This window comes from Abyssibacter sp., from assembly GCF_964229365.1.
Classification (GTDB): domain Bacteria; phylum Pseudomonadota; class Gammaproteobacteria; order Nevskiales; family OUC007; genus Abyssibacter.
In genome coordinates this window covers 37,267-60,170 of record NZ_CAXRDQ010000050.1, presented here as the reverse complement: position 1 = coordinate 60,170, position 22,904 = coordinate 37,267, and the positions used below count along the sequence as shown (strand labels likewise).

Below are 22,904 nucleotides of genomic sequence, written 5' to 3'. Positions count from 1 at the left end.
ATCGGCGCCCCGACTGTTTTTGTCAGCCCCGGCATTTACGGATGAACCGCCGGTACAAACCTAGTGTGTCTTAATTCTTATGTCTGAAAGTTTTGCAGAACTCTTCGAGCAATCGATTGCTCAACAAACCATGCAGCCGGGTTCGATCGTTACGGCCCGTGTACTGCAGGTCAAGTCGGATGTGGTCATCGTTGATGCTGGCCTGAAATCCGAGGGCGTCATCCCCATCGAGGAGTTCTACAACGACTCCGGCGAGCTGACCATCGGCGAAGGTGACGACGTCGAGGTCGCCCTGGAGACCGTTGAAGACGGCTTTGGCGAGACCAAGCTGTCGAAGGAAAAAGCCGAGCGCATCAAGACCTGGGATCGTCTGCAGACTGCATTCGACGATCAGGAAATCGTGGTCGGTCAGATCAGTGGCAAGGTCAAGGGCGGCTACACGGTCGACGTGGGCAATGTCCGCGCGTTCCTGCCAGGCTCGCTGGTCGACATTCGCCCGGTTCGCGACACCGCGTACCTGGAAGGCAAGCCGCTGGAATTCAAGGTCATCAAGCTCGACCGCGTGCGCAACAACGTCGTGGTCAGCCGTCGCGAAGTGCTGGAAGCCGAATACTCGGTGGAACGCGAAGCACTGATCGAGAAGCTGCAGGAAGGCATCGTGCTGCAGGGCGTGGTCAAGAACCTCGTCGACTACGGCGCGTTCGTGGACCTCGGCGGCATTGACGGCCTGCTGCACATCACCGACATGTCCTGGAAGCGAGTGAAGGATCCGTCGGAAGTCGTGGAAGCCGGCCAGGAAGTCGAAGTCAAGGTGCTGAAGTTCGACCGCGAGCGCATGCGTGTCTCGCTGGGCCTGAAGCAGCTGGGCGAAGACCCTTGGGTCGACATTGCCCGCCGTTACCCGGAAGGTACCCGCCTGTTCGGCAAGGTCACCAACATCACCGATTACGGCTCGTTCGTCGAAATCGAAGAAGGTGTGGAAGGCCTGGTCCACGTGTCCGAAATGGACTGGACCAACAAGAACGTCTCCCCTGGCAAGGTTGTGCAGATCGGCGACGAGGTTGAGGTCATGGTGCTGGATATCGACGAAGAGCGTCGCCGCATCTCCCTCGGCATCAAGCAGTGCATCCCCAACCCGTGGGAAGAGTTCGCGCAGAACTTCCAGAAGGGCGACAAGGTTCGTGGCTCGATCAAGTCGATCACCGACTTCGGCATCTTCATCGGTTTGGACGGCGGCATCGACGGTCTGGTGCATCTTTCCGACCTGTCCTGGCATGAAGAGGGTGAGGACCTGGTCCGCAACTTCTCCAAGGGCGAGGAAATGGAAGCCGTGGTGCTGTCCATCGACGCCGAGCGCGAGCGTATTTCGCTGGGCGTGAAGCAGATGGAACAGGATCCGTTCGCGTCGTACATGGGTCGTCATCCCAAGGGTTCGATCGTGGTCGGCACGATCCGCGAGGTTGATCCTCGTGGTGCGGTCATCGATCTCGAAGAAGGCATTGACGGCTACCTGCGTGTTGCCGACATCGCCCGCGAGCGTATTGAAGATGCCCGCACGGCATTGAACGCTGGCGACAGCATCGAAGCCCGTATTGTCGGTATGGACCGCAAGACCCGGTCGATCTCCCTGTCCATCAAGGCCAAGGAGATGAAGGAAGAGGCCGACGCCGTGGCGGAGTACAGCCGCAGCGCCCAGACGGGTACGACCAGCTTGGGTGATCTCCTCAAGGAGCAGATGGGCGACGGCAACAAGGACGCGTAAGCGAACCTGCAAGCGCTCTAAGCTCAGGAAAATAAAGAGGAAAAAAGCCCGTGGCGTGTTGCGCGCCACGGGCTTTTGTTCTACTGTGACTCGGAAGTGAATGAGAGGAGCTTGGATTCGTTCATGACCAAGTCGGAACTAATCGATCAGTTGGCGGATAACCAGCCACATCTGTCTCACAAGGATGTGGAGCTTGCTGTCAAACTGGTGCTGGACAAGATCACCGATGCGCTTGCGGAAGAAGACCGCATCGAGATCCGTGGATTCGGCAGTTTCTCCCTGCATCTCCGCCCGCAGCGGATCGGGCGTAACCCGAAAACCGGCGATGCCGTGGTGATTCCGTCCAAGGCGGTCCCGCATTTCAAACCCGGCAAGGAGTTGCGTGAGCGTGTCAACGGAAACTGAGACGCGAGGCACGATCGGCCGTGCGCTGATGATCATCGCCGTCCTGGTGGTGTTCTGCCTCGGTGTCGCGCTTGCCTTTACCAATACCGAACACGTGACGGTCGACCTCTTGGTCGCCGAGTTTTCCGGGCCGCTGATCTTCTGGATGGTCTTGGAGCTACTCGTGATCGTGGTGGTGATGGTGTTGATCAGCGCCCTACGCGTGACGCGGCTGAAACGCCAGATTCGTCGCCAATCCCGGCAGATCAAGGATCAGGAGGCCGAGCTGAAGAACCTTCGGAATCTCCCGATCCACGATGTTTGATGCCTTTGGCCTAGCGCTGCTGCTGATGCCCATGGCTGCGGCCCTGGGTTGGTATCTGCGTAGCCGGGTCAGGCCCCCCGAGGCCCAGCCAGCCCCCAATACGGACTATCTGCAGGGCGTTCAGTACCTGGTCAATGACGAGACGGACAAGGCGATGGACGTCTTCATCCGCCTGCTCGAAGTCGACAACGACACTGTGGAAACCCATCTGGCGCTTGGCGCGTTATTCCGTCGCCGTGGTGAGGTGGATCGTGCCCTGCGTGTGCATCAAAACCTCGTCGCCAGACCCAACCTCGACCACCGCTATCGCAATCGCGCGCGGTTGGAACTCGCTCAGGATTACATGAAGGCCGGCGTGCTCGATCGCGCCGAGGGTCTTTATCTGGAGCTACTGGAGCAGGGCATGTTCCAGGATGCTGCATTGTCATCGCTGGTCTCGATCTACGAAAAGGAGCGGGACTGGGAGCGCGCGATTGATGCGACGCGTCGGCAGGAGAAGGTTCAAGGCGCCCCCGAGCCTCGTCGTCTGGCGCAGTACGCCTGCGAAATGGCGGAAGAGGCGCTGTGGACGAAAGACACCAAGACAGCCTTGCAATGGGTAAAACGGGCGTTGTCCGACGACCGTGACTGCGTCCGCGCGAGCCTGCTTGAGGGCAGGGCCCGGGAAGCAAGCGAGGACATCAGAGGCGCGGTCAAGGCCTATCGCCGCGTCGCGCGTCAGGATGCGCGGTTTGTGGTCGAAACGCTGGAGCCGTTGAAGCGATGTTACGAATCGCTAAGCCAGCAGTCGGAGTGGCTGGCCTACCTCAGGGAACAGTCTGATCAGCAGACTTTGCCTGCCGTGCAGGTGGCGCTTGCCCGTGAAAGTGAGCCAGCAGAGGGTGTGGCGTTGCTCGCGAGTTACCTGTCCTCCACCCCTTCATGGACGGCATTCAATCACCTGCTCGAACTGAATCAGTCCGAGCTGCCGGCCACATTGGCCGCTCCGCTACAAACACTGCACGGCGCTCTGCGCGCCACCCTGGCCAGCGCGCCGCTATACGCCTGCCAGCATTGCGGGTTCTCCGGGCGGGCCATTCACTGGCAATGCCCCAGCTGCCGGCATTGGGCGTCGATGATTCCCGTCTCTGACGCTGCGAAGCCAGCATAGGGCGCTTTCGCGCAGCCCGCGCGCACCTGGTATCTGCCCGTCAATTCGACGTTGGTCGAAGTTTTTCATATCCTCGACAGGATTTGCATAAGGCAGGTTGCGTAGGGAGGCTGGATGCCGCTGGCGTTTGTGACCGGGTCTACCGGGTTCGTGGGCCAGAACCTAATCGAAGCGCTAGGGCGGGACGGTTGGGACGTGATCGCTATGCATCGCGCCCATTCCGACATTGCGTATCTAGCCCAACTCGGCGTCACCCTGCAATGCGGCGATGTCACCCAGCTGGACAGTATCCGATCCGCCATGCCGCAGCGCCCCGATGTGGTGTTCCATGTTGCTGGGGATACCAGCCTATGGCGCCGTCAGCGTGCTGAACAAACCCTGGTCAACGTTCGCGGGACCCGAAACGTCGTCAGGGTCGCACTGGAACGCCGCGCGCGGCGCTTCGTCCACACGTCCAGCGCGGTCGCCTTCGGTTTGCATTCCGGTCGCATCAATGAGCAAACGCCGGTGTCGGCCGCGAAGTCCCCCATCGATTACGTTCGTACCAAGGCGATGGCGGAGCGCGAGGTACGTCGTGGTATTGCACGTGGCCTGCCGGGAGTGATCATCAATCCCGCGAATATCCTGGGTCGTTACGATCACAACAACTGGTCGCGACTGTTTCAGCTGGTGCAGCAGCGTCGTTTGCCCGGCATGCCGGACGGCGGTGGATCGTTCTGCCACGCCAATTCAGTCGCGCAGGCCCATCTCGCTGCGGCGCAGCAAGGACGCATCGGTAGCAACTATCTGCTGGGTGGCGAGGATGCGGCATACCTGACATTGGTGAAGCGCGTGGCCAAGGCGCTGGGGCGCACCGTCGCGCCACGTCCGTTGCCGGTGGCTGTCCTCTCGGCATACGCTCGCCTGGAAGAAACATTGGCACCCGTCTTCCGGCGCGAGCCGGATCTTACGCGCGAGACGGTGACACTGCTGTCCAGCAACATCTACTGCGATACATCACGAGCCGTCGAGGAACTCGGCTTCGAATGTGTTGATATGGACAGCATGTTGAACGACACCATTGAATGGATGCTGTCCGAGGGGATGCTGAAATCGATCAGCCGGTCGATCCCGTCCGCCTGAGTTCTTCCGGCGCCGTGCGCCGATACTCCAGCATTCTTGATTCGAGCCGTGCGCGTTCGGAATCGCTGAGATTCGGTCGCTGCAGACCCGTGTGCAACTGGTTGATCGCCGCCCGGTAATTGCCCCGGTATTTAAAGAATGCCGCCATTTGGTAGTGCGCCTCCGGCTCGCGTCCGCTGTCGCGCGCTGCCAGCGCGAGCAGACGGTAGGCATCGGGCTCGTGGCGGCGATAGGCGATACTGTCGAGCAGCACGCGACGCGCCTCGTCAGATTCGCCGGTGCGAACCAGCGTATCGGCGTAGGCGAGGGCGATCGGCTGGTAGTTCGGATGGCGTCGCAGCAATGCCGCATAACGCTCGAGGGCGGCTTCGTTCTGGCCAGCAGTGTGTTCGGCCTGGGCCATGGCCAACTGCACGTTCACCTGATCCGTGTCATCGATAGCCTGCAGATGCTCGAGCGCTCCGCTCCCATCGCCGCTGAGGATGTCGATGACCGCGAGGCCGTAGCGAGCCTCGTCGTCTGATTCGTCGTGGTCCAGCGACCGCTGGAAGAACTCGCGTTCCAGCGTGGGTGGCGCGGAAGCCAGGATGCGCGCGCGGGCGCGCATGTACTTGTATTGATCCGAACTGCTGCGGTTGACGGGTTCGTAGTCGTCGGCCCGATTCAGGGCTTCGGACACCCGGGTCGCAGACACCGGATGGGTCAGGAGGATTTCCGGCAACTGATTGCCGTACAGCCGTGTTTGCTGGTGCAGTCGCTCGAAGAAAGTCGCCATGCCCTTGGGATCGTAGCCGGCGTCCGCGAGAGTACGTATGCCCAGGCGGTCGGCCTCCAGCTCATGCGCGCGGGTGTGATTGATCTGGCGCTGCTGAATGGAGGCCAGGCCTACGCCCAGCGCAGCCTGGATCAGGTCGGGATCCGTCGCGCCGGCCAGGGCGGCCGCCACAACCAGGGCGGCGGTCGCAAGAGTCCAGCCGGTGGACCCCTGAAGTTGCCGCGCGATGTGGCGCTGAGTCACATGCGCCTCTTCGTGCGCCACGACACCGGCGAGTTCGGATTCGCTGGTCGACGCCTTGAGCAGGCCGGTGTGTATACCAATGTACCCGCCGGGCAGGGCAAAGGCGTTGATCGAATCATCCCGGATCACGAAGAACTTGAAGCCGTTGGGGCTGGACCCGCCGTGCGCCGCCAGCTTTGCGCCCACACTGGTGATGTACTCGGTGAGTTCCTGGTCTTCGAGTATCAACCCGGCGGCGTGCAGCTGCGCCTCGATTCGCGCGCCGATTTCCGCCTCCTCGGCGGGCGAGAGGGTCTGATCTGCGGGTTCGCCGAAATCCGGCAGATTCACGTTGGCTGCGACCGGGGAGACGATCAATCCCAGTGAGCAGATCAGGATTAGGAGACGGCGGGTTGTTGCAATCATTCGGTTTGCTGGCGTGTGCTACATTCGGCGGCACCCTGATCGACAGCGTGCGGGCGTGATTTTTAATCGTACGCCGATTAGATCATGGCTGCGCGCAGGAGTTCGTGAACCACGCATCAAGCGGCTTTCGGAACTCTGCGCGGTCGCTGGCGGTCTTCTCGATCCATGACGGAGGCCGACAAGACGTTTGCGACAAGCAGCGTGTGGTCAGCGCTTCGATCAACGAATGCATCCAGTGCGTAACAGATCGGTCCGCCGATCTGGGCGAATCATCGCCGTCGCCTATTCAAGTGAAGGAGCCGTTTCGACGTGCATGCGCTCAAGGACTGGCTCAAGCGCCAGATCTCCAATCCACAGGTGGTCAGCCTGGCGCTGGTCCTGCTGGCGGTCTGGATCATCATCACCTTTTTTGCTGGCACGCTGGCGCCGGTGCTGGTTGCGGTCGTGCTGGCGTATCTGCTGGAAGGCCCAGTCGCGTTGTTGCAGAACCGCACGCGGCTGCCTCGCATTTTTGCGGTGACGATCACTTGGGCCGTGTTCTGCGTGGGTTCTCTCGCCGCGTTGATCCTGTTGCTGCCGCTGCTGTCACGGCAGACCACGCAGATCGTGCAGGAAGTGCCCGTTATCATCGGCAACATCCAGGCTTACCTGATGACCCTGCCGGAAAAGTATCCGTCCATGGTGTCGCCGAAACAGGTCGAGGAGATCATGCTGTCGGCGGGGGATTACGTCACGCAGCTGCGTCAGTTCGTGCTGAGTAACAGCGTTGTTGTCGGTGTTGGCTTGCTGTACATCGCGGTGTACCTGGTGCTCGTGCCGCTGCTGATGTTTTTCCTGCTCAAGGACAAGGACCGGATCCAGGGCTGGTTCCGCGGGTTTCTACCCACCGACATCGGCCTGTTGCGGACAGTTTGGGGTGATGTCGACCGCCAGCTCGCCAATTACGTGCGCGGCAAGTTTGTCGAGATCGTGATTGTCTGGGCTGCCGCATTTCTCACGTTCACGGCGCTGTCCTTGAACTACGCGGTGCTGCTGTCGGCGCTGGTCGGACTCTCGGTGTTGGTGCCTTATCTGGGAGCGCTGGTTGTCACTGCGCCGATCGCGGCCGTGGCCTGGGCGCAATGGGGCACTGAGCCGGAGTTCTACTACGTGTTGATCGCCTACGGCATTCTGCAGGCGCTGGACGGAAACATCCTGGTGCCGCTGTTGTTCTCAGAAGCGGTGGATCTGCATCCGGTCGCGATCATCTTCGCGGTGTTGTTCTTCGGCGGTATCTGGGGCTTCTGGGGCGTGTTCTTCGCCATTCCATTGGCCACGGTCGTGAACGCCATTATCAACGCGTGGCCGGAACGCTTGCGCGAGCAACCTGTGCCGTTGACGACGGATGAGCCGGCAGACGACGCCTCCGTTACAACGTAGCTGAGGCGAAGGCGGCCAGCCGTGAGCGTTCGCCGCGTGCGAGGGTCACATGCCCGCCGTGTTCCCAGCCGCGGAAGTGATCCACCACGTAGGTGAGCCCGGAGTTGGTTTCCGTCAGATACGGCGTGTCGATCTGGCCGAGGTTGCCCAGGCATACGATCTTGCTGCCTGGTCCTGCGCGGGTGATCAGCGTCTTCATCTGTTTGGGCGTCAGGTTCTGCGCTTCATCCAGGATGATGTACCGGTTGACGAAGGTGCGTCCCCGCATGAAGTTCACCGAGCGGATCTTGATGCGCTTGGACAGCAACTCATTGGTGGCGGCGCGTTCCCACTCGCCGGCATCGTCGGATTGCGTCAGGACTTCCAGATTGTCCATCAGCGCGCCCATCCAGGGCGTCATCTTTTCTTCCTCGGTGCCTGGGAGGAACCCGATGTCGTCGCCCACCGGCACGGTGACTCGCGTCATGATGATCTCGCGGAAACGGGAGTGATCCAGCGTCTGCGACAGGCCAGCGGCCAGGGCGAGTAACGTCTTGCCGGTTCCGGCGGCGCCGAGCAGCGTGACGAAATCGATGGACGGGTCAAGCAACAGGTTCAACGCCAGATTCTGCTCGCGGTTGCGGGCATGCACCCCCCACACCGACTGCTTGCTGTCAGAGTAGTCGTTGACCACCTGGAGGGTGGCCGTTTCGTCCTGAATCGAGCGGACGATGAGATCAGGGCCGCTGCCATCTTCAAAGTAGACGAACTGATTGGCGTGTAGCTCGGCGATCTCCGGGCCGGCGAGGCGGTAGTGGGCCGAACCCAGCTCATCCGTCCACGATTCCATGTTCTCGCCATGGGCGGACCAGAAGCCGTCCGGTAACGCTTTGTACCCGGCCTCAAGAAGATCCAGGTCGTCGAGAACCCGGTCGCTGGCGTAGTCCTCGGCAGAGATTCCGGTGACCGCGGCCTTGATGCGCAGGTTGATGTCCTTGGACACCAGCGTGACCTGACGCTGTGGATGCTCCGCCTTCAAGGCCAGGGTGGTGACGAGAATGCTGTTATCAGGCTTGTTGCCCGGCAGCAGGTCCGGCAATTCCACGTTGGGCGGGCGAGTCTGGAAGAACAGTCGTCCGGTGGGCATGGCCTTGTTGCGGATGTTCAGGCCGAAATCGGGGAGTGGCAGACCAGCTTCGATCGCCTTCTCATCGGCGCCGTGGATCATCTCGTCCAGAAAGCGGCTGACCTGCCGGACGTTGCGTGACACTTCACTGGAACCCTTCTTGGCCGCGTCCAGCTCCTCCAGCACGACCATCGGTATATAGAGATCGTGCTCCTCAAAGCGGAACAACGAGGAGGGATCGTGCATCAGCACGTTGGTGTCCAGGACGAAAATTCGGGTCGACATGCCGGAGGTCTCGGTTGGCTGGGGCGACGCGCGTCAGTGAACGCGCGAGCTGTCGTTCACGGGCGCGTGTTCAGATCGATTTGACGGCATCGAGGACGGCTTGGGCGTGGCCCTTAACCTTCACCTTGCGCCACTCGTGGCGCAGCATGCCTTGCGGGTCGATGACGAAGGTCGAACGCTCTACGCCCATGTACTTGCGACCGTACATGTTCTTTTCCTTCATCACGTCGTAAGCCTTGCACAGGGTTTCGTCGGGATCGGAAAGCAGTTCAAACGGAAACTCGAACTTGGCCTTGAAGTTTTCGTGTGACCTGATGCTCTCGCGAGACACACCAAGGATCTGGGCGCCGGCAGCCTGAAACTCAGCATGGAGGTCGCGGAAGTCCTGGCCCTCCTGCGTGCAGCCGGGCGTGTTGTCCTTGGGGTAGAAGTACAGCACCAGCGTCTTGCCGTGAAAATCCGACAGCGACAGCGTTTGGTCGCCGGTGGCCGGGGCAGAGAAATCGGGTGCGGGTTGTCCGGTCTCAACGGTCATCTGATGAGCGTGCTCCTGTCAGTTCTTGATGGGGTCCAGCAATCCGTCCGCATGCAATTCATCGCACAAGTCCATGAACGATTCGCGTAGGGCTGGCGGATGCGCCGAAATCGGGACATGGACGACCATTTGCAGGCTGGCCAGCGCGGCGCCGGTCTGCGCCGCGTCGTAGTGCTGGGCGACGATCTCGACCACAGCGGATTCGTGGCTGCGGAAAAAGTCGAGCACGTCGCGCAACAAGCCGGCTTCTTGCGGTGCAATGATCTCCACCGCGTAAGGCCGCATCTTGGTGTCGTCAGGGCGTGGCGCGCTGCGCGTGCATTGCGCCGTCAAGCCGAGTTCGGAGGCGATGGCGGGCAGGGCGGTTTCCAAGCGGCCCAGGCTGCTCCAGTTGCCGCCGACCAACAGCGTCGCGGCGAACTGATCTCCGACCGGGTGGACCCGGCATTCGAGGATATTGCAGCCGCGATTGGCGATTTCGGTAACGAGGGACCGGGAAAGATCAGCCCGCTGAGGACCGTGCATCGCGATCGACAGCAGGTGTTGCGTATGCGGCATAGAAGAATGTCTAAGTTATACTGCCGCGCCCCGAAAGGGCGGCGGCGATTCGATAGTGGGCACGCATCGCCCTGAGAGTTTTCGAAATTCTAGCAAATGCATGCGGTCCAAGGGCCGATTCGCGAGAGTGCAACCCGATGTTTGAAGGCAGCAATGTTGCCCTGGTCACCCCGATGGATGCCGATGGCGCGGTGGATTTTCCCGCGCTGGATGCTCTGATCGAGTGGCATATCGAATCTGGCACCCAGGGATTGGTGGCCGTGGGGACGACAGGCGAGTCCGCGACGCTGAGCGTGGACGAGCACGTCGCCGTGATCCGGCGGGTGATCGAGGTCACCGCGGGGCGCGTGCCGGTGATCGCCGGTACCGGAGCGAACGCGACGGCCGAAGCCATTGCGCTGACACGGGCAGCCGAAGCTGCCGGGGCCGATGCCGCACTGGTCGTGACGCCTTACTACAACAAGCCCCCGCAGGAAGGGCTTTATCGCCACTACATGGCGATTGCCGATGCCGCGACGATTCCCATCATTCTCTACAACGTGCCCGGCCGGACCGGCTGTGACCTCGCGCCGACGACGGCAGAACGCCTGGCTGCGCATCCTCGGATCGTCGCGCTCAAGGAAGCCGTCGGCGCCCCAGAGCGCGTTGCCGAGCTACGCAGCCGCCTGCCGGCTCCGTTCGTACTGCTGTCCGGTGACGACGCGACCTCGGCCGACGCCATGTTGTCGGGCTTTGACGGTGTCATCTCGGTCACCGCCAATGTTGTTCCGGCCCAAATGCGCGCGTTATGCGATGCAGCCCGCGCCGGTGACGACGCCGCAGCACGCGCCGCGGATGCGCCGATGGCGGGGTTGCACTCGGCGTTGTTTCTTGACCCCAATCCCATTCCCGTGAAATGGGCGCTACATCAGATGCAACGCATCGGCCCCGGTATCCGCTTGCCGCTGGTGCCGATGAGAGCCGCATTTGAGGCGCCCGTGAAGACTGCATTGGCTGACGCCGGTGCGCTGGAGAACTGAATGATTGCTCGTTGTGTCGCCCTGACGTTCGTCGCCGCTGCAGCCGCTGGTTGCGCATCTACACCCTGCAGTAAGGATCGCCCTTACGAGCGGGCTGTGGCCTATCCGTATTTGCAGGACGCGCCTCAGGTCGCCGCGCCTGAGCCCAGCACGGAGTTCGCGATTCCGGAACTCGCCAATGCCGTCGACTTCGCCCAGTCGGGGGCCGGCGCCGAAACTGAAGCCGAGGACGACAAGAAAGTCTGCCTGGAAGTCCCGGCGGCACTGCCCTCGGCCGATACGGCACCGACCGATCCAGCCGGAGAGGCTAGCGACGCCGCCGAGGCGCCCGCCGCCTGAGGCTGGGCCGACATTGCCATTCCGGCGCGAGGTCGCTACCATCGCGCGCCGCGCTGGCAGGCTCTCGGCTTGATCCGGCGCGTCAAGAGTGAACAGGAGAAGTGGCCGAGCGGTTTAAGGCGCACGCCTGGAAAGCGTGTTGGGGTTTACGCCCCTCGAGGGTTCGAATCCCTCCTTCTCCGCCAGACTCAAAACCCCGCGACCGCGGGGTTTTTTGTGGGCGCGGGGATGATGCGTGAGCCGCCCCTATCGATTCTGCTCAGCGGCCTCGTGTGTCGGCGCGCGGTTTTGCTGTTCGTAAAGCGCCTCGAGAACATAGGAGAGGCGGTCTCCCAGGTGCTTGTTGGCCGCTATCTCCATGGCTCTGGCGACTTCGGACAGCACGCCTTGCTCGACCAGTGGCCGCAGCCGCCAGACGAGGTCGGCCAGTTCTGGCACCTTCTCGGCCGGTGGCAGGCCGGGTCCGTATTTGTCGAAGCAGTGACGTTCCACCAGGCGAACCATGTCTTCGCTGGCCGCTTCGACATTTGCGCGCAGTTTCCGTACGACGCTCACCATGTCTTCGAAAGGAATACCGGCGGCGACGAGTTCGGCCGCGGCATGCACGATGCGTGGGCTTGGCGCGCGAAACTTGGCCCCGGTTTGCTCCAGCAACCCCAGGTCGGTGGCGATCATCAGCCACCGCGGCGAGAAATGTCCGCGGAAGAGTTTCATGAGCTCGCCCAGCGAATAGGTTTGCGGCACCTCTTCGGTCCAAGGCGATGACACCGCTCGCTGCAACCCCATCAGGTCTGCAATGTCGTGGCCGGCCTCCATCGCCTGAAACAACTCGCCGATGCTGCTCAGCGTGTATCCGCGATCCAGCATCTCGGTGATCACGCGCAGACGCGAAAGATGATCGTAGGAGTAGATGCTGACACGTCCCCGCCGGATCGGCGGTGGAATCAGCGCACGGTCCTGATAGGCCCGGATGTTTCGCACCGAGGTGCCCGACAGGCGCGAGAGTTCGCGTATCCGATACTCGGCAGGTTCCTCATGGGCGCGGGCCCGCGGCGATAGTTCGTTGGCGTGCTCGGTCATGGGTGCCTCCCGTCTGCCATCAACAACAGGAATGTTACATCAAGTGATGTTGACATTCGATTCGAACGTTGACACTGTGTGATGACACTAACATTCACCGGAGTCTGTGAGATGTTGCCCACACGACGCGATTTTCGATTCAACCTGGGTTCTCGGGATGTGCTGGACTGGCACGAGCAGGGCCCCTACGTCACGCATTTCTTCAACACCCTGTCGGTGTTTTTCCCGGTGGGTGAACGCTTTTTCATGAACGCGGTACGGCACTATCGGGATCAGGTCACCGACCCTGAACTGAAGAAGGCCGTGACGGCGTTCATCGGCCAGGAGGCGATGCACGGACGAGAACACGAGGCCTACAACGAGGCTGTCGCGAAGGCCGGTATGCCGGTGGACGCGATGGAAGCCCGCGTGCATTGGCTGCTTGAGGAGCTGAAGTTGTACAGCCCCAAGTCCATGCAGCTCTCCGCGACCATCGCCCTGGAGCATTTCACGGCGATCATGGCCGACAAGCTGCTAGCTGACGAGCGAATCATGGGTGGTTCCGACGAGGTCATGGCCAAGATCTGGAACTGGCACGCACTGGAAGAAACCGAGCACAAGGCCGTGGCATTCGACGTCTGGAAGGTTGCGATGCAGGGCCGCCCGGAGGCTTATGCCAGCCGTGCGCTGGGTTTGGTTCTCGCCACCGTTATCTTTTGGCCGTTGGTGGCTGAATTCCACTGGCGCATGGTGCGCGCTGACAAGTCTTTGAAAAAAGGCGTTGTGGCGCGCCTGAAGGGTTACGCTGGCCTGGCGAACTTTCTGTTCCGCTCGCCCGGGGCGCTGAGCAAGACGGTCCCCGAGTGGTTTGACTACTTCCGACCGGGCTTCCAGCCCTGGGATCACGATAACCGTGCCTTCCTAGAGCGACTCCCTGAATTCGAGGCCGAAATGGCGCGGTTGGCCCACGGGCCGAAGGCGGCCTAGTCTTCGCCCCCTCGATTGCGCTCTGGAGGCGGTATCGGTTTCCGTAACGGACTGAATTGAAAGAAGAAGTAATCTTTCAGTTGCATGACAATCAGGGCTTCTATACTATCCGCGCTCCCTGGTGCGGGGTGGAGCAGCCAGGCAGCTCGTCGGGCTCATAACCCGAAGGTCGCAGGTTCGAATCCTGCCCCCGCTACCAACCGAATCGAAAGCCCTGCCTAGTGCAGGGCTTTTTCGTTTTCGGCTCAGGTGAATAGAACGCATCTGTGAGGTCATTTCGACTGTGCCGTGAGGCGTTCACGTCGTTCGTCGCTCAATCCTCCGGCTTGCCCCAGCCGCCGCCGCCGGGCGTACGGATTTCGATGCAGTCACCTGGTTGTACCTGGAGCCTCGCCTGTGGCCCGAGATCCTGCCGTGTTCCGTCGTTCCTATAGTGGGTGTTACGCCCGCAGGTTCCATCGCCTCCGCCGTGCAGTCCTCGGGGGGCGGTCTTGCGCTGAGAGCTCAGCACGCTGACGTCCATCTCGCTCAGAAATCGCAAGCGGCGAATCGCTCCGCTGCCGCCTCGTGAGCGGCCCGCACCACCGGACTGCCGCCACAGACCGAACTGCTCGACGCGAACCGAGTGCCGTCGTTCGAGAACCTCGACATCGGTCATTCGTGAGTTCGTCATATGTGTTTGCACCGCGTCGGCGCCTGCAAAACCGGCCCCCGCGCCAGCGCCGCCGCAGATCGTCTCGTAGTACTGCTCGGTGTCGTTGCCAAAACTCAGGTTATTCATCGTGCCTTGGGCGTGGGCTGCTGACCCGAAGGCCTCCAGCAATACATTCACAATGGCCTGGGAGGTTTCCACGTTGCCGGCCACGACCGCTGCCGGAGGTTCCGGATTGAGCAGGCTGCCAGCCGGGATTCGGAGCTCGACAGGCCGCAGACACCCATCATTGAGCGGCAAAGGGCGTGCGAGCAGGCACCGCAACACGTACAGCACGGCAGCGCGGGTAATCGCGGTCGGGGCGTTGCGGTTGCCGGCGTGCTGCGTGCCTGTGCCCTGGAAGTCCAGTACGAGATGGCCTGTATGTCGGTCCGGTGTCAGCGAGACGCGTATCGGTGTGCCGTCGTCCAGGTCGACGCTGCCAGTTCAAGGTTGGACTGCGCGGATCATCTGGCGAACGCAATCGGCGGAGTGATCAAGAATATGGTGCAGATAAGCCTGTGCTTGTGCAGCGCCGAACTGGGCGTCCAGCCTATCTAGCCCAGCAAGACCTTGGTGGCACGCCGCGATCTGGGCGCGCAGGTCGACCAGATTCAGGTCTGGTTGCCGGGCCGGGTGGGGGCCCTGGCCGAGATGATCGCGGATGACCGCTTCGTGAAAGCCGGACTCATCAACAATGCAGAGGCCGTCGAAGATGATGCCTTCTTCATCCAGGCGATGACTTTCGGCGGGTACCGAACCCGGGGTGATGCCGCCCACGTCGGCATGATGAGCACGGGCTGCCACCAGTTGCACCAACTCGCCCGAGGTGTCGAACCGGGGGGACACCACGGTGAGGTCCGGCAGGTGAGTGCCGCCTAGATACGGGTTGTTCAGCAGCCATGCGCTGCCGGGCGCTAACACGCTGCGGTGCCGTTGCAGCAGCGACTGCACGGCCGCACCCATGGACCCCAGGTGGACCGGTATATGGGGGGCGTTGGCGACCAGTTCGCCATTCGCGGTGTAGATGGCACAGGAGAAATCCATGCGCTCCCGCACGTTCACCGAGTGCGCGGTGCGGCGCAGAGCCTCACCCATCTGCTCGGCAATGGCCATGAGCCGGTTGTGGATGATCTCCAGCCGCATGGGGTCTGCGGCGGTGCTCTCGTTCGTTGGTGCAACGCGTACTCTGCTGGCCTGTCGCAGGCGCAGCCCGCCACGCTGGCGGGTGGCCATCCAACCCGGCTCGACGACGATGCAGCTATTGGGTTCCGTGATCAGCGCCGGACCTTTGATTTGCTGTCCTTCGGCCATGTCGTCACGGCTAAGCTGCGAGGCGGTGACCCGCTCGAGCCGGCCGGACAGCTTGGCCCAGACGTCGATGCTGCGTCCGGTGGGCGACTTTGCTGGTACGGGGTCGATGGGCCGGAAGCCATGTCCGCCGCCCAGCGCTTCGATCGTGAGCGAGCGCAAGCGGATAGCACGTTGCTGATCGGCGAACCCGAAGACTTGGCGATGTTGTTCGAGAAAGTCCGATGCCAAGCGGTCCAGGCGCTCAAACGGGAGCGTGAGCGTGGTGTCGGTACCGTCAAAATGCAGATCGGCAGAGTACTCCACCCGGATCTGCTCATTGGCTACGCCTTGATCGGCCAGGCGCTGTCGTGACTGCTGGGCCGCGACAGTGATGGCGTGCTGCAGTGTTGTCGAGTCGCAGGCCGCCAGAGGCTGGTCGATCGCCAGTTGTTCGATCTGCGATAGCTCGGAGAGTCCGATGCCTAGGGCGGACAACACGCCCGCGGCCTCCGGGATGAAGATGTCGGAGACCTCCAGCGCCTGGGCCACCAGGCAGGCCAACTGGCCGCCGGCACCGCCGAATGCAACCAGCGTGTAGTCCTGCGTGTCGATGCCTTGCTCGACGGTGATCCTGCGGATCGCGTTGGCCATGTTCTCTACGGCGATCTCGATGTAGCCGTAGGCCAGTTGCTCAGGCGAGTGTGGTGAGTTGTCGCCGTGCAACGCGATGGATAATCGGTCCAGCGCTTGATGAGATGCCTCAGGGTCGAGCGGCTGGCGCCCGTCCTGCCCGAACACGGCGGGAAAATGCTCGCGGAGCAGCCGGCCCAGCACGAGATTGGCGTCGGTGACGGCGGCAGGCCCAGCGCGGCCGTAGCAGGCAGGGCCGGGGTACGCGCCGGCGGACTCGGGACCCACGGTGGCGCGTCCGTCCTGAACGCCGAGTCGCGACCCTCCGCCAGCCGCTACGGTGTGCAGTTGCACACTGGGACTTCGCACGACCACGCCGGCAACCTGCGTCTCGTCGACCCGTTCGACGCGTCCGGCGCAATGGAACACATCAGTGGATGTGCCGCCCATGTCGAATCCGATCAAGCGCTCCACGCCGGCAGCCTGGGCGGTGCGAACGGCGCCCATGACGCCGCCGGCGGGACCGGATAGCAGCGCGTGGCACGCGCGGAACTGAGCGGCATCGGCCAGAGCGCCGGATGACTGCATGCAGCGGATGGTCACGCCGGGCAGGGCGCGGCGAAGCTCATCGATGTACTGCGAGACCGACGCCTGCAAGTAGGCTTCGGCGCCGGCGGTCTGCATGCGCTCGAGAAAGCCGGGCAGGGCGGAGACCTCGTGAGACACGACCACTCCGCCAAAGTCGTAGCGGGCGGCCAGTTCCGCGACTCGGCGCTCATGCCTGGGGTTTATGGTCGCGTGCACCAGGGCAATGGCCAGGGCTTTGCAACCCAGCGCTTTGGCCTGTTCCAACGCCGAGTGCACCGTTTGTTCATCCAGTGCCGTCACGACCTCGCCATCGCTATTCAGGCGTTCTGTAATCTCGAATACGCAATCGGTCAGCGGCGGCTCGCGGCGGATATCGAGCGCAAACAGATCGGGCCTGCGCTGATCGCCGATGACGGAAAGATCCCCAAAACCTTCCGTGATGAACAATGCGGTCTTCGAGCCTGTACGCTCGAGCAGCGCGTTGGTCGCCACGGTCGTGCCCACGCGCAGCTCGACGATCTGCTCGGTCGGGATGGGTTCGCCCGCGACGACATTCAGGCACCGTCGCACGGCCTCGACAGTCGCGTCCTGGTAGCGATCGGGGTTGCGGGACAGTAGCTTGAACTCGATGAGCTCACCGTCCGGGCGTTGCGCCACAACGTCGGTGAATGTGCCGCCGCGGTCCACCCAGAACCGCCAGCGGCGTTCAGGACTTCTCATAGAGCGTGTTCCCTGATCGGTCATTTCGGTTTGCTGCAGCGCACATCTGGGGCCTTGGCGGCTAAAATGCACCAAGGCTCAGGTGAACGAATACCGGGTGGCACCTTGAGTGTGGGGGCGGTCATCCCTATAATTCCGCGCCTCATGCGGGGCGTGGGCCATGTGCTGAAGCGGCGCGAACGATTGCGCTGGCGCCGACGTCTGAACGAATTGTATCGCTGAGCGAGCTTGTCGAGAGCGCGCTTGGCGATCGGACCGGATAAGGGAGCCCCGACCGATCGGGGCTTTTTTATTCTGAGGAGTGAAATGAATTGCAGCGGGAACTGACAGCATTGATCGAGCCAGTCGTCGAATCACTCGGCTACGAGCTCGTGTGGCTGCAACTTGCTGCAGGCGACCGGGACCAACTGGTCCGGTTGTACATTGACCGAGAAGATGGCATCGGTCTCGGCGACTGCGAGCGCGTGAGTCGCGAGGTTAGCGCGCTCATGGATGTCGAGGATCCGATTTCGGGGAACTACACCCTGGAAGTGTCTTCGCCGGGTCTGGATCGTCCTTTGGTGAAGCCGGAGCATTTCGACGCCTTTGCCGGTTCGGAGATCAAGCTGCGTCTGGTGGACAGCATCGAAGGCCGCAAGCGGTTTCGTGGTCAGCTGACCGCACGTGACGACGCCGAGATCGAAATGGTCGTAGATGGAACATCGCATCGCTTTGCGCTGCGCGATATTGAGTCGGCGCGCCTTGTGCCGGAGGTTGAATGATGGCGGGTGAAATGAACAAGAACGTGCTGCTCGTAGTCGACGCGGTGTCCAATGAAAAGGGCGTCGAAAAGGACATCATTTTCGAAGCCATTGAAATGGCGCTGGCCTCCGCGACGCGGAAAAAGCATGCCGAAGACATCGATGCGCGGGTCGAGGTCGACCGGCAGACCGGTGCCTACAACACCTTCCGGCGCTGGGAAATCGTGCCGGACGATGCGCCACTGGCCGATGAGGCAGACGAGGATTACGAGGGCCCCGTGTTTGTCGCCGAGACCCGCACGCTGCGTGTGACGGATGCCCAGGCGCAATACGAAGGCATCGAGGTTGGTGATTTTGTCGAGGAGCCGATGGAATCGGTCGAATTCGGCCGGATCGCCGCGCAGGCGGCCAAGCAGGTCATCGTGCAGAAAGTGCGCGAGGCCGAGCGGGCGCAGGTTGTCGAGGCGTACAAGGACCGAGTCGGTGAGTTAATCACCGGTCTGGTCAAGCGCATGGAACGCGGCGCCGTGATCATGGACCTGGGCGGAAACGCCGAGGCGATTATCCCGCGCGATCAGCTGATTCCGCGTGAGCCGATGCGCCCAGGCGACCGTGTGCGGGGCTTCCTCTATGATGTGCGGCCTGAGCCGCGCGGACCGCAGCTGTTCGTGAGCCGGACCCGCCCTGAATTCCTGATCGAACTGTTCCGCATGGAAGTGCCCGAGATCGGTCAGGGCCTGATCGACGTCAAGGGTGCCGCTCGTGATCCGGGGCTGCGTGCCAAGGTCGCCGTGCTGGCCAAGGACAAGCGCATCGATCCGGTCGGTGCCTGCGTCGGCATGCGTGGGTCACGCGTGCAAAGCGTTTCCAACGAGTTGGCCGGTGAGCGCGTGGACATCGTGCTCTGGAACGACAATCCCGCCCAGTTTGTCATTAATGCCATGGCGCCCGCCGATGTGGCCTCCATCATCATGGATGAGGATTCGCATGCGATGGACGTTGCCGTGGACGGCGAAAAACTGGCGCAGGCCATTGGCCGCGGCGGTCAGAACGTGCGTCTGGCTTCCGAGCTCACGGGCTGGACGTTGAACGTCATGACCATCGAGGACGCCGAAAGCAAGGGCGAAGATGAGGCCGAGCGTCTGATCGGCCTGTTCCGCAATCAGCTGGATGTCGATGAGGAAGTGGCCGTCATCCTGGTTCAGGAAGGCTTCACGTCGATCGAGGAGATCGCCTACGTGCCGGCCGAGGAACTGACCCAGATCGAGGAATTCGACGAGGGCATCGCCGAGGAGCTGCGCAACCGGGCACGCAATGTTCTGCTGTCGCGCGCGATCGGCGGCGGCGAAGGCGACAAGGCGCAGCCTTCAGAAGATTTGGTCAGTCTGCCGGGGATGAGCGAAGTGGTTGCCTACGCCCTGGCAGCAGAAGGATTCACCAATCGCGAAGAGTTGGCTGAAGCCGCAACAGATGAAGTTGCTGGCCTCGGCGGACTTACGGATGCAAAGGCGGCCGAGTTGATTATGGCTGCCCGCGCCCACTGGTTTGAGGATGAGGAAGCCGCAGCGGAATAAGTCCGTGTTGCGATCAAACCCCATCCACGATTTGAATTGAGAGGACTCGAATGGCTGAAATGACAGTCCAAGACCTGGCCAAGGAAGTTGGTATCGCTGTTGACGCGTTGCTGACGAAGCTTGAAGAAGCCGGGATCAAGGCCACGAGCGCCGACTCCGCGATTTCCGACGAGGACAAGTTGCAGTTGCTGCGGCACCTGCGTACGGGTTCCGGATCGGTGAAGTTGTCGACTTCTGGTGACAAGCGCATCTCGGTGCCTTCGCGCAAGCGTAGTCAGTTGAAGGTGAGCGGGCAGCGTGGAGCACCGACGCGTACGGTGAACGTGGAAGTGCGCAAGCGCCGCACGTTTGTACGGCGCGACCCGGAGGCTGATGAAGCGGCCGCCGCAGCCGAGCAGGAAGCGGCTGCGCGACAGGCTGAGGAAGAAAAGGCACGTTTGGAAGCCGAGGCGGCCGAACAGCGCGCGGCTGAGGAACAGGCGACGGCGGAAGCCGAAGCCAAGGCAAAAGCCGAAGAGGAAGCCCGGCTCGCAGCCGAGCAGGAAGCTGCCGAAAAGGCAGCGGCCGAAGCCAAGGTAGACGAAGCTCCCAAGGCTGACGAAACACCAGCGGCTGAGGCGCCCGCCGAGCCTGTCGCGAAGGATGACGCACCCGCGACGGAAGCCGCTTCAGGCGAAGCCAAGCCGGCTGAAACGGAGTCTGCGGAAAAGTCGCCAGAAGCCCCTGCCGAAGCAGCCGGGCCAAAACGTCGCGTTATCGCGGACGAACTGGCGCGAGGCGAGCTTGAAGCCGCTCGCCGCCGAGCCGCAGAGAATCTGCGTCGTGCGTCCAAGGCACCGCCGCCACCTCCGCAGCAGCAGCGCAACAAGCAGGAAGAAGAGCAGCGTCGCCGCGAAGAACTCCATGTGGCCAAGGGCAAGGCCGGCCGTCGTCGCAAGTCGGGACGTTCGCCGTCACGCGTCAGGGTGACGACAGAGCACGGCTTCGCGCGGCCGACTGCACCCGTCGTGCGCGAGATTGAAGTGCCGGAAGCGATTACCGTGGGTGATCTGGCGCAGCGCATGGCCATCAAGGCCACCGATCTCATCCGCGAGATGATGAAGATGGGTGAGATGGCCACGATCAATCAGGTGCTGGATCAGGACACTGCGACTCTTCTGGTTGAGGAGATGGGGCATAACGTCCGCCGCACCAGTGAGGGCGATCGCGAGGAGTCCCTCATCCAGGGAGCCGTTGGCGCCTCCGATGACACTGCGGAGAAGCAGCCGCGTCCGCCGGTCGTGACCATCATGGGCCATGTCGATCACGGCAAAACGTCCTTGCTTGATTACATCCGCAAGTCGCGTGTGGCCGCCGGCGAAGCGGGCGGTATCACGCAGCACATCGGCGCCTATCACGTGGAGACGCCGAACGGCATCGTCACGTTCCTGGATACACCCGGTCATGCCGCATTCACCAAGATGCGCGCTCGCGGGGCCCAGGCGACGGATGTCGTGGTTCTGGTCGTCGCCGCTGACGATGGCCTGATGCCACAGACGAAGGAGGCCATTGATCATGGCCGCGCTGCTGGCGTGCCCATGGTGGTCGCCGTGACCAAGTGCGACAAGGAAGATGCCGACCCAGAGCGGGTTCGCAACGAGTTGTCGCAGGAGCAGGTGATTCCGGAAGAATGGGGTGGCGATTACCAGTTCATCAATGTCTCTGCCCATACCGGTGAAGGCGTTGACTCCCTGCTGGAAGCCATCCTGTTGCAGTCCGAGGTTCTGGAACTGCGCGCGGCGGTGGACGCACCGGCCAAGGGTGTTGTGGTCGAGTCGAGCCTGGAGAAAGGGCGCGGACCGGTTGCGACCGTATTGGTCAAGGAAGGCACGCTCAGCAAGGGCGACGTGATCATTGCAGGCGCGAACTTCGGTCGCGTCCGGGCATTGTTCGATGAAACCGGCACGCAGGTGCAGTCCATCGGCCCGTCCATGCCGGCCGAGGTGCTGGGTTTGTCCGGAACGCCAGAAGCCGGTGACGAAGTCCTGGCCGTGGCGGACGAGAAGAAGGCCCGCGAACTGGTCGGATTGCGTGAGAGCAAGCAACGTGAGAAGCGCCAGATGGATCTGGCCAAGGAACGTCGCACGGCCATGATGGCGAGCTTGTCCGAAGGCGGTCTCAAGCAGTTGGCGATCATGATCAAGGGCGACGTGCAGGGCAGTGTCGAAGCCTTGTCCGATGCCATCGCCAACATTCCCACTCAGGAAGTTTCGGTCAAGGTCGTGTCGTCCAACGTGGGCGGTATCAGCGAATCCGACATCGATCTGGCTGCGGCCTCCAATGCCCTGGTGATCGGCTTCAACGTCCGTGCTGACGCCAAGGCGCGCAAGTCCGCGCAGGAAAGCGGTGTGGATGTTCGCTACTACAGCGTCATCTACGACGTGATGGACGACATGCGTGACGCGGTCAGTGGTCTGCTGGGCACCGAGACCAAGGAGCAAATTGTCGGCACCGCCGAGGTTCGCGAGGTTTTCGAAGCCTCGAAGTGGGGCCAGGTCGCTGGCTGTCTGGTGGTCGAAGGCCAGGTCCGCCGCGGTTTGCCGATTCGCGTGCTGCGTGACAACGTCGTGATTTATGAAGGCGAGCTCGAGTCTTTGCGCCGACACAAGGACGACGTGCAGAAGGTCGATGCCGGGACCGAGTGCGGTATCGCCGTCAAGAACTACAACGACGTGCGTGCCGGCGACAATATCGAAGTCTTCGAACGTATCGAAGTGCAGCGCAAGGTTGTCGAAACGGCTGAGGCCTAAGGCCTCCGCCTTTCGGTCCGTCAGGAGTCCGCCGCCGTGCCGCGTGAAACGCCCCGTTCCAGTCGTGTTGGATCACGCATTCAGCGCGTGCTGGGTCAGGTGATCTCGGCCGATATCCGGGACTCTCGATTGGGTCTGTCCACCGTCACGGATGTCGAGGTTACCAAGGACCTCTCGGCGGCGCGTGTATACATCAGCGCGCTCGGCGATCGCGAAGCAGCGGATCAGGCAGTCGAGGTGCTGAACGAACGTGCGCCGTATCTACGCCATCGTGTTGCCCAGGCAATGTCGTTGCGGCACACGCCATCCTTGCGGTTCATGCCCGACTACAGCCAGGCCGATAGCGACAGAATTCGCTCGCTGCTGAACAGCGGTCCAGCGGGCGAAGCCGACAACAAGGAATAGCG

At 62.2% G+C, this 22,904-nt stretch carries 18 protein-coding genes, 2 tRNA genes and 1 pseudogene; 15 read left to right on the top strand and 6 right to left on the bottom strand.

All coding sequences use genetic code 11. The annotated features are described in order from the left end of the window. Nucleotides 1–79 precede the first annotated feature (79 nt). The 5 genes from rpsA (at nt 80) to ACE1EY_RS08465 (ending at nt 4,743) form a co-directional block, all read left to right on the top strand. Nucleotides 80–1,762 carry a 30S ribosomal protein S1 gene (gene rpsA, locus ACE1EY_RS08485; protein ID WP_370299941.1) on the top strand — a complete coding sequence of 561 codons (1,683 nt, stop codon included), beginning with the start codon at nt 80–82 and terminating at the stop codon, nt 1,760–1,762. A 123-nt stretch (nt 1,763–1,885) separates the two neighbouring features. Continuing rightward, nucleotides 1,886–2,167: an integration host factor subunit beta gene (locus tag ACE1EY_RS08480; protein ID WP_291512506.1), complete on the top strand. Its 282-nt coding sequence runs from the start codon at nt 1,886–1,888 to the stop codon at nt 2,165–2,167. Further along, nucleotides 2,151–2,471 (top strand): LapA family protein, encoded by a 321-nt coding sequence (locus tag ACE1EY_RS08475; protein ID WP_291512505.1) that lies wholly within the window; start codon nt 2,151–2,153, stop codon nt 2,469–2,471. The genes ACE1EY_RS08480 and ACE1EY_RS08475 overlap by 17 nt, the downstream gene beginning before the upstream one ends. Further along, nucleotides 2,464–3,621 carry a lipopolysaccharide assembly protein LapB gene (gene lapB, locus ACE1EY_RS08470; RefSeq protein WP_370299940.1) on the top strand — a complete coding sequence of 386 codons (1,158 nt, stop codon included), beginning with the start codon at nt 2,464–2,466 and terminating at the stop codon, nt 3,619–3,621. Before ACE1EY_RS08475 ends, lapB begins: the two co-directional genes overlap by 8 nt. A 114-nt stretch (nt 3,622–3,735) precedes the next feature. Next, nucleotides 3,736–4,743 carry an NAD-dependent epimerase/dehydratase family protein gene (locus tag ACE1EY_RS08465; protein ID WP_291512503.1) on the top strand — a complete coding sequence of 336 codons (1,008 nt, stop codon included), beginning with the start codon at nt 3,736–3,738 and terminating at the stop codon, nt 4,741–4,743. Here the strand turns inward: ACE1EY_RS08465 and ACE1EY_RS08460 are convergent. Beyond that, nucleotides 4,718–6,166 (bottom strand): M48 family metalloprotease, encoded by a 1,449-nt coding sequence (locus ACE1EY_RS08460; RefSeq protein WP_370299939.1) that lies wholly within the window; start codon nt 6,164–6,166, stop codon nt 4,718–4,720. The genes ACE1EY_RS08465 and ACE1EY_RS08460 overlap by 26 nt on opposite strands. Before the next feature lie 309 nt (nt 6,167–6,475). On the opposite strand from ACE1EY_RS08460, the gene ACE1EY_RS08455 reads away from it, so the two are divergent. Beyond that, on the top strand, nt 6,476–7,585 hold the full coding sequence (locus tag ACE1EY_RS08455; protein WP_370299938.1) for an AI-2E family transporter: 1,110 nt from the start codon (nt 6,476–6,478) through the stop codon (nt 7,583–7,585). Here the strand turns inward: ACE1EY_RS08455 and ACE1EY_RS08450 are convergent. The 3 genes from ACE1EY_RS08450 to ACE1EY_RS08440 form a co-directional block, all read right to left on the bottom strand. Beyond that, nucleotides 7,575–8,975: a PhoH family protein gene (locus ACE1EY_RS08450; RefSeq protein WP_370299937.1), complete on the bottom strand. Its 1,401-nt coding sequence runs from the start codon at nt 8,973–8,975 to the stop codon at nt 7,575–7,577. The genes ACE1EY_RS08455 and ACE1EY_RS08450 overlap by 11 nt on opposite strands. A 70-nt stretch (nt 8,976–9,045) precedes the next feature. Continuing rightward, a complete protein-coding gene (locus ACE1EY_RS08445; RefSeq protein ID WP_370299936.1) occupies nt 9,046–9,510 on the bottom strand; it encodes a peroxiredoxin in 465 nt (154 codons plus the stop codon). A gap of 18 nt (nt 9,511–9,528) precedes the next feature. Further along, nucleotides 9,529–10,068: an ACT domain-containing protein gene (locus ACE1EY_RS08440; protein WP_291512497.1), complete on the bottom strand. Its 540-nt coding sequence runs from the start codon at nt 10,066–10,068 to the stop codon at nt 9,529–9,531. A gap of 137 nt (nt 10,069–10,205) precedes the next feature. On the opposite strand from ACE1EY_RS08440, the gene dapA reads away from it, so the two are divergent. The 3 genes from dapA to ACE1EY_RS08425 all read left to right on the top strand — a co-directional run bounded on the left by dapA (nt 10,206) and on the right by ACE1EY_RS08425 (nt 11,611). Next, nucleotides 10,206–11,087 (top strand): 4-hydroxy-tetrahydrodipicolinate synthase, encoded by an 882-nt coding sequence (dapA, locus tag ACE1EY_RS08435; RefSeq protein ID WP_291512496.1) that lies wholly within the window; start codon nt 10,206–10,208, stop codon nt 11,085–11,087. Then, nucleotides 11,088–11,426, top strand: coding sequence for a hypothetical protein (locus ACE1EY_RS08430; protein ID WP_291512495.1), 339 nt, complete (start codon nt 11,088–11,090; stop codon nt 11,424–11,426). A gap of 95 nt (nt 11,427–11,521) precedes the next feature. Then, a tRNA-Ser gene (locus ACE1EY_RS08425) sits at nt 11,522–11,611 on the top strand. Nucleotides 11,612–11,672: 61 nt separating this feature from the next. Here the strand turns inward: ACE1EY_RS08425 and ACE1EY_RS08420 are convergent. Beyond that, complete coding sequence (locus tag ACE1EY_RS08420; RefSeq protein WP_291512494.1) at nt 11,673–12,506, bottom strand: MerR family transcriptional regulator; 834 nt, start codon at nt 12,504–12,506, stop codon at nt 11,673–11,675. 111 nt (nt 12,507–12,617) lie between these two features. On the opposite strand from ACE1EY_RS08420, the gene ACE1EY_RS08415 reads away from it, so the two are divergent. Continuing rightward, the gene (locus ACE1EY_RS08415; RefSeq protein WP_291512493.1) at nt 12,618–13,472 is read left to right on the top strand and encodes a metal-dependent hydrolase; all 855 of its coding nucleotides are present in this window, start codon (nt 12,618–12,620) and stop codon (nt 13,470–13,472) included. 122 nt (nt 13,473–13,594) lie between these two features. Beyond that, a tRNA-Met gene (locus ACE1EY_RS08410) sits at nt 13,595–13,671 on the top strand. Nucleotides 13,672–13,785: 114 nt separating this feature from the next. On the opposite strand, the pseudogene ACE1EY_RS08405 reads toward ACE1EY_RS08410, so the two are convergent. Then, nucleotides 13,786–17,394: pseudogene (locus ACE1EY_RS08405) on the bottom strand (hydantoinase B/oxoprolinase family protein). 311 nt (nt 17,395–17,705) lie between these two features. On the opposite strand from ACE1EY_RS08405, the gene rimP reads away from it, so the two are divergent. The 4 genes from rimP to rbfA are packed head-to-tail and all read left to right on the top strand — an operon-like array spanning nt 17,706 to nt 22,902. After that, nucleotides 17,706–18,155, top strand: a complete 450-nt coding sequence (gene rimP, locus ACE1EY_RS08400) for a ribosome maturation factor RimP (RefSeq protein WP_291512491.1) — start codon at nt 17,706–17,708, stop codon at nt 18,153–18,155. Between the two features lie 11 nt (nt 18,156–18,166). Beyond that, nucleotides 18,167–19,708: a transcription termination factor NusA gene (gene nusA, locus ACE1EY_RS08395; protein ID WP_370299964.1), complete on the top strand. Its 1,542-nt coding sequence runs from the start codon at nt 18,167–18,169 to the stop codon at nt 19,706–19,708. Nucleotides 19,709–19,758: 50 nt separating this feature from the next. Further along, a complete protein-coding gene (infB, locus tag ACE1EY_RS08390; RefSeq protein WP_370299935.1) occupies nt 19,759–22,497 on the top strand; it encodes a translation initiation factor IF-2 in 2,739 nt (912 codons plus the stop codon). Between the two features lie 36 nt (nt 22,498–22,533). After that, nucleotides 22,534–22,902, top strand: a complete 369-nt coding sequence (gene rbfA / locus ACE1EY_RS08385; RefSeq protein ID WP_291512488.1) for a 30S ribosome-binding factor RbfA — start codon at nt 22,534–22,536, stop codon at nt 22,900–22,902. The last annotated feature ends 2 nt before the right edge of the window (nt 22,903–22,904 follow it).